General features: G+C 50.8%; 1 pseudogene. It reads left to right on the top strand.

Annotation, left to right across the window (positions count from 1 at the left end):
* Window positions 1-382: pseudogene (locus tag AB4585_RS23860) on the top strand (aminopeptidase PepB); the annotation flags it as partial.

Here is a 382-nt window from a genome sequence, read left to right as displayed (position 1 = left end):
TTATCTATGCGAGCGAACAAAACCCTGAGGTGATCATTGACTGTGCGACCTTAACAGGGGCCGCTAAAAACGCGCTGGGCAATGATTTCCATGCTCTATTTAGCTTTGATTCTGCATTCTCTGAGCAAGCGCTTGCATGCGCTGCAGAAGAGAAAGAAGGCCTATGGCCGTTGCCTTTAGCTGACTTCCACCGTGGCATGTTGCCGTCTAACTTTGCTGATCTATCCAACATCAGCAGCGGTGACTTCTCACCAGGTGCATCTACAGCAGCAGGTTTCCTATCTTACTTTGTCGACGACTATAAAACGGGCTGGCTGCACATTGACTGTGCTGGCGCTTACCGTAAGTCAGCGACTGATAAGTGGGCTGCGGGTGGTACAGG

The sequence above is a fragment of the Vibrio sp. 10N.222.49.C9 genome (assembly GCF_041474985.1).
GTDB classification, from domain to species: domain Bacteria; phylum Pseudomonadota; class Gammaproteobacteria; order Enterobacterales; family Vibrionaceae; genus Vibrio; species Vibrio crassostreae_C.
The sequence above is the reverse complement of the archived record's forward strand: the minus strand, read 5'-3'. Positions and strand labels throughout refer to the sequence as shown.